Source organism: Caulobacter sp. CCH9-E1, assembly GCF_001556515.1.
Lineage (GTDB): Bacteria > Pseudomonadota > Alphaproteobacteria > Caulobacterales > Caulobacteraceae > Caulobacter.
This window is the reverse complement of sequence record NZ_LSJA01000069.1, coordinates 1-6,248: the sequence shown is the minus strand read 5'-3', so window position 1 is coordinate 6,248 and position 6,248 is coordinate 1. Positions and strand designations below refer to the sequence as shown.

Genomic DNA, 6,248 nt, shown 5'->3' with positions numbered 1-6,248 from the left:
AGGAAGTTGTTGAAATCGTTGGGTTCGATTCCGGATACGCGGATGATAGAGCCCCGAGAACGCTCGTAAGATCCTCCCCCCAGCGGGGGAGGTGTCGGCGAAGCCGACGGAGGGGGAAGTCCGGTTGACCCGGCCACGCCCCCCTCCGGTCCTTCGGGCCACCTCCCCCACGGGGGGAGGATTTCCGGCCTTCCATCCCCATCCTCCACAGCGCGTTTTCGCCCCTCCGCTTCCCTTCCCGCCCAAAGCCGCCTATGACGCGGGCTCATGACGGCTTCAGCCCATGACCCCGCCCGCGCGGCCATCGACGCGATCCGCGCCCGCGTCTTCGCCTTTCCCAAGCGCCATTTCCTGTCCGCCGGCGACCTGAACGCGCTTCAGGCCGTCGAACTCCTGGACTTGGCCGAAGCTTTCGTGGCCCTGAACCGGCAGACGTCCAAGACCCTGGACATCCTCAAGGGTCGGACGCTGATGAACCTGTTCTTCGAGAACAGCACCCGCACCCAGAGCTCGTTCGAGCTGGCCGGCAAGCGCCTGGGCGCCGACGTCGTCAACATGAACCCCAAGACCTCGTCGGTCGCCAAGGGCGAGACCCTGATCGACACGGCCGTCACGTTGAACGCCATGCGGCCTGACCTGCTGGTCATCCGCCATGCCTCGTCGGGCGCGGCCAGCCTGCTCAGCCAGAAGGTCAGCGGCCATGTGATCAACGCCGGCGACGGCCAGCACGAGCACCCGACCCAGGCCCTGCTCGACGCCCTCTCCATCCGCCGCGCTTTCGGCCGCGTCTCCGGGCTGACCGTGGCGATCTGCGGCGACGTGCTGCACAGCCGCGTGGCCCGCTCGAACGTCGCCTTGCTGCACACCCTGGGCGCCAGCGTGCGCCTGGTGGGGCCGCCCACCCTGATGCCAGCCCAGGCCGAGCGCTGGGGCGTGACCGTCCACCACGACATGAAGTCGGGCCTGGCCGGCGCCGACGTCGTCATGATGCTGCGCCTGCAGCTGGAGCGGATGCAGGGCGCCTTCGTGCCTTCGACCCGCGAGTACTTCCGCTTCTATGGTCTTGATCGCGAAAAGCTCTCCCGCGCCGCGCCCGGCGCCAAGGTCATGCACCCGGGCCCGATGAACCGCGGCGTCGAGATCGACAGCGACGTCGCCGACGATCCGGCCGTCAGCCTGATCCAGGACCAGGTCGAGATGGGCGTCGCCGCCCGGATGGCGGTGCTGACCAGCTTGGCCGCTCGTTTGGACGAGGCTGGCCGATGATCACCGCTCCGTTGAACATTCACGACCTCCCCGGCGAATGCCGGGGCCCAGATCGAACCCACGAAGAGCGCCGCTTGAAGCCAAGCCGGATGGCGCGATCACCCCAAATTCACCGGATGAATCTGGGTCCCGGCATTCGCCGGGAAGGTCGGATGCTTGTGTTCGGTTCGCGAGGCCCGAAATCATGACCGCGTCCCAGCCCCTCGCCTTCGTCAACGCCCGCCTGGTCGATCCGGAAAGCGGTTATGACGGCCCCGGCGGCGTTATCGTCTCCGAAGGCGTCATCACCGACGTCGCCAAGGGCCGCGAGTTCGGCAAGCTGTCCAAGGCCGTGCGGGTCATCGACTGCAGCGGCGCCCTGCTCGCCCCAGGCCTGATCGACCTGCGCGTCCGCACCGGCGAACCCGGCGCCGAGACCAAGGAAACCCTCGCCTCGGCGGCCAAGGCCGCCGCGGCCGGCGGCGTCACCTCGTTCGTCGTCCAGCCCGACACCGCGCCGGCGATCGACGATCCCAGCGTGGTCGACTTCATCCTGCGCCGGGCTCGCGACATCGACAGCGCCCGCATCCTCGTGGCCGGAGCGGCGACGCGCGGCCTGAAGGGCGAGCAGATGGCCGAGATCGGCCTGATGCGCGAGGCCGGCTGCGTCTATGTCACCGACGCCGGCAAGCCGATCGTCGACAGCAAGGTCATGCAGCGCGTCCTGACCTACGCCAAGGGCTTCGACGCTCTCCTGGCCCACCGTCCGATGGATCCCTGGCTCGGCAAGGGTGGCGCGGCGATCGGCGGCGAGTTCGCGGGCCGCATGGGCCTGCCCTCGATCTCGCCGATGGCCGAGCGGATCATGCTGGAGCGCGACGTCGCCCTGCTGGAAGCCACCGGCGGCAAGCTGCTGGTCGACCAGATCACCTCGGCCCAGGCCCTGGAGACTCTGTCGCGCGCCAAGGCCAAGGGCCTGCGGATCAGCGCCTCGGTGTCGATCAACCACCTGTCGTTCAACGAACTGGACATCGGCGACTACCGCACCTTCGCCAAGCTCAACCCGCCTCTGCGCGGCGAGGACGATCGCCAGGCGCTGATCGAGGCCCTCGCCTCGGGCCTGATCGACGTCGTGGTTTCCTCGCACAGCCCCGCCCCCGCCGAGGACAAGCGCCTGCCGTTCGACGAGGCGGCGCCGGGCGCCGTGGGCCTGGAGACGCTGCTGCCGGCCCTGCTGTCGCTGTATCACGAAGAACGCATCGCCCTCGTCGACCTGATCCGCGCGGTGACGCTGGCGCCGGCCGAGCTGCTGGGCCTGCGCGGCGGCCGCATCGCGCCGGGCGCGCCAGCGGACCTGGTGCTGTGCGACATGGACGCGCCGATCATCGTCGACGCGGCCCGCCTGCTGTCGAAGTCCAAGAACTCGCCGTTCGACGGCCGGCGTCTGCAAGGCCAGGTGCTGATGACCGTGGTCGACGGCCGTGTCGTCCACCGCGCGGAGGGCTAAACCCTCCGCGTCATGAAGGCGAAGGCTGCGGCGGTCGCCGCCCCGACCAGGGCGCCGGCCACCAGGCCGCCGATCGCGCCCAGCGCCCAGACAGGCCCCAGCGCGAAGCCCGAAGCGGCCAGATAGATCGCCGGCAGACCCAGCGCCCAGCCGATCGCATTGCCGACGATCCAGGGCCAGCGCGGCACGCCCAGGCCGCCCAAGGCCAGCGCCTGCACGCCGCCGAACAGCGCGCCGACCAGCAGGCCGAAGCCCGCCGCCATCGCGACCGTCTGTGAAATGGTCGGATCGAAGCTGTCGGCGCCGCCCGCATTGGGCGCGAAGATCGAGAACGACGACCCCGCCGCCCAGCCGATCATGGCGACGACGCAGGTCGCCGTCGTCCAGCGCACGATCGAGATGTCGGGCAACCGGCGGCTCATCATGTTGGCCTGAACCAGGCCCAGCACCATGCCCTCGGGCACGCCCGACAACGCCTTCAGCAGAAGCATGGAGATCTGCCAGAACAGCCCGTCCGGTTCGGGCAGAAGGCCGTCGGCCCAGACCCACCAGGACGCGCCCAGCAGTATTCCGACCAGCTCGGCCAGAGCGGTCGCCAGAATCCACGCGGTCCAGCCGCCTCGTCCCTCGACGCCATGAACCGCGCCCATCGTTCCCGCCATTACGCTCCCCCACGAGATTCCGCGCGACTTTGCCAGCGGATCGAACCGATTTACACCCTTCCTCGACACGGCGCGCTTGAGCTCGCACAAAACTCTCTCTAAGGTAGAAAACGTGGAAAGTCTCGCCTCTGCCGTTTATCTGACTCTCGCGATCGCCGTTGTCGGCGGTTACCTGCTGGGTTCGATTCCGTTTGGCCTGATCGCCACCCGCCTGGGCGGCGCGGGCGACATCCGCAAGATCGGCTCGGGCAACATCGGCGCGACCAACGTGCTGCGCTCGGGCCGCAAGGACCTGGCGCTGATCACCCTGCTGGGCGACGGGGGCAAGGGCGTGGTGGCGGTGCTGCTGGCCCGCTATCTCACGCACGACAATCCCACGGTGATCGCCCTGGCCGGCGGCGCGGCCTTCCTGGGCCACCTGTTCCCGGTCTGGCTGAAGTTCAAGGGCGGCAAGGGCGTCGCGACCTTCTACGGCGTGCTGCTCAGCGCCTGCTGGCCGGTCGGCGTGCTGGCGGCCGTCACCTGGCTGGCCATGGCCGCCCTCTTCCGCATCAGCTCGCTGGCCGCCCTGACCGCCGCGGTCCTGGCCGCCCCCTTCGCCATCGCCACCGACCAGCCGCATCCCCTGATCGGCCTGGCGATCTTCATGGCCATCCTGATCTTCATCCGCCACCGCGAAAACATCGCGCGCCTGCTCAAGGGCGAAGAGCCGAAGATCGGCAAGAAGAAGCCGGCCGAGCCGGCGTCCGCCGAGGCGCCGTGACCCTAGGCCGCCTCTCGGACATCCAGCGCCTGGCCTGGCTTCGCCTGGCGCGCACCGAGACGGTCGGCCCCGTCGCTTTCGACCACCTGCTGGCCCGCTATGGCACGCCCGAGCGGGCCCTGTCGGCCCTGCCCGACCTTTCCCGCAAGGGCGGCCGCGCCGTTCCCCTGGCCTTGCCGACGCGGGAGACGATCGAGCGCGAGCTCGAGGCTGGCGAAAAGCTGGGCGCGCGCCTGATCTGCGGGTGCGAGCCCGATTTCCCGCCTCGCCTGGCCGCCCTCGACCCGCCGCCGCCCGTGCTGTGGGCCCTGGGCCGCGCCGAGCTGCTGTCCGAGCCCTCGATCGCCATCGTCGGGGCGCGCATCGCCTCGGCCGCGGGCCAGCGCTTCGCTCGTCAGTTGGCGACGGACCTCGGGACGGCCGGCTACGTGATCGTTTCCGGCATGGCGCGCGGCATCGACGGCGCGGCGCACGAAGGCGCGCTGACCACCGGAACGGTCGCGGTGCTGGGCGGCGGCGTCGGCGACATCTATCCGCCCGAACACGACAAGCTGTACGCGCGCCTCGCCGCCGAGGGCTGCGTGGTTTCGGAGAGCGCGCCCGACCGCCGCGCCCAGGCTAAGGACTTCCCGCGCCGCAACCGGATCATTTCCGGCCTGTCGCAAGGCGTGGTCGTGGTCGAGGCCGAGCTGAAGTCAGGCTCGCTGATCACCGCGCGGCTGGCCGCCGAACAGGGCCGCGACGTGTTCGCCGTTCCAGGTTCGCCGCTGGATCCGCGCTCGAAGGGAACCAACGACCTGATCCGCCAGGGCGCGATCCTTTGCGAGGGCGCCGAGGATGTGCTGCGGTCGCTGGCGGGCGAGAGCCGGCTGCGCGAGCGCGACCGAGGCTATGACGCCGAGCCTCCGGCCGACATCGACGCGGACGCCCTGCGGGAGCGTGTCGCCGCCCTGCTGTCGCCGACGCCCGTCTCGCGCAACGACCTGATCCGCGCGGTCGCCGCGCCCACCTCGGCGGTCATGGCGGCGCTGGTGGAGCTGAGTCTGGCGGGCCGCGCGGAGTTCGTGGACGGCGGCCTGGTAGCGGGGCTCTAGCCGCCCCTTCGCGCCCCCTTGGCGAACAGCAGGTCGGACCACCGCCAGTGACCGCCGCCCAGGGCGAAGCGCGCGGCGCCGGGGCCGTCGTTCAGCGAAATCAGCACCAGCCCCCGCATGGGCTCGGCGCGGCAGGCGGCGGGGGCGAAGGCGACCTCCAGCATGATCATTTCGCGCAGGCCCGAAAGGCCGTCACCCTCCTCGCCGTCCGTGCGGACCCAGTCGCCGCTCCAGACCAGCGGCGCGCGACCGGCGCCGACGGTGGCCGCATGGGCCCGCATCAGCGAGGCGCGGGCGCGGGGGTTCTTGCGCAGGCCCTCCTGCAGCAGCCGGACCATATCGCAGCCCGCCCCGCCGCCACCGCCGCCAGCGCCTGATCCGGCCGTCGCCGCCCCCATCAGTTCCGACTCGCCAAGCCCCATCACTCGCGCCGGCGCGGGTTTCGGACTCGCCGCCAGCGGCGTCACATCCTTGGGGATCGGCGCCTTGGTCACGCGCAGCGGCGAGCGCGGCGCGGCCCGAGCCTTGTCCTTCGACTTCTCGGGCGACGGCGGCTTCTTCGGCGCCATTACCGGAGACTTGGGCGCGTCGTGCGGCGCGGGCGGTGGCGGAGGGGGTGGCGGCGGCGGATCGATCAGCGAGACCAGCACTGACGGCGGCTCGGGCGGCGAAGGCGTCACGTGGGCGGTCAGCAGCACCGCCAAGGCGGCGGCGTGCGCGGCGAGGCTCACGACCAGGGCCACGCCCTTCCCGACCCGTCGTCTCCGATGCGCCATCTGCTCGCCACGCCGCGGGCCGACGCGCCGGCCCAAGGCCTTGTGGACCACGCGTCCGCGTCAGGAAGTGGGCGAATGGTCGAGCTTTATGGCGATAGGACGGCTTTCGCCCCTAGGCGGACGGATTGGAAAATCCTCCCCCCAGCGGGGGAGGAGGCCGAAGGCCGGAGGGGGAAGTCCTGCCGAGCCGGCTTCTTCCCC

At 70.7% G+C, this 6,248-nt stretch carries 6 protein-coding genes; 4 read left to right on the top strand and 2 right to left on the bottom strand.

From position 1 onward, the window contains the following. Positions 1–267 precede the first annotated feature (267 nt). Together AX690_RS03445 and pyrC are read left to right on the top strand one after the other, a co-directional pair. Positions 268–1,266, top strand: coding sequence for an aspartate carbamoyltransferase catalytic subunit (locus AX690_RS03445; RefSeq protein ID WP_066681195.1), 999 nt, complete (start codon positions 268–270; stop codon positions 1,264–1,266). A 184-nt stretch (positions 1,267–1,450) separates the two neighbouring features. After that, positions 1,451–2,752 carry a dihydroorotase gene (pyrC, locus tag AX690_RS03440; protein WP_066681197.1) on the top strand — a complete coding sequence of 434 codons (1,302 nt, stop codon included), beginning with the start codon at positions 1,451–1,453 and terminating at the stop codon, positions 2,750–2,752. Here pyrC and AX690_RS03435 read toward each other — a convergent pair. After that, a complete protein-coding gene (locus AX690_RS03435; RefSeq protein ID WP_066730289.1) occupies positions 2,749–3,414 on the bottom strand; it encodes a hypothetical protein in 666 nt (221 codons plus the stop codon). The two genes, pyrC and AX690_RS03435, sit on opposite strands and share 4 nt — an antisense overlap. A gap of 112 nt (positions 3,415–3,526) precedes the next feature. Between AX690_RS03435 and plsY the strand changes: the two genes are divergently transcribed. Both plsY and dprA read left to right on the top strand, forming a co-directional pair. Then, the gene (plsY, locus tag AX690_RS03430) at positions 3,527–4,177 is read left to right on the top strand and encodes a glycerol-3-phosphate 1-O-acyltransferase PlsY (protein ID WP_066681199.1); all 651 of its coding nucleotides are present in this window, start codon (positions 3,527–3,529) and stop codon (positions 4,175–4,177) included. After that, positions 4,174–5,271 (top strand): DNA-processing protein DprA, encoded by a 1,098-nt coding sequence (dprA, locus tag AX690_RS03425; RefSeq protein ID WP_066681200.1) that lies wholly within the window; start codon positions 4,174–4,176, stop codon positions 5,269–5,271. The genes plsY and dprA overlap by 4 nt, the downstream gene beginning before the upstream one ends. Here the strand turns inward: dprA and AX690_RS03420 are convergent. Next, complete coding sequence (locus AX690_RS03420) at positions 5,268–6,047, bottom strand: hypothetical protein (RefSeq protein WP_082769474.1); 780 nt, start codon at positions 6,045–6,047, stop codon at positions 5,268–5,270. The genes dprA and AX690_RS03420 overlap by 4 nt on opposite strands. Positions 6,048–6,248: the final 201 nt, after the last annotated feature.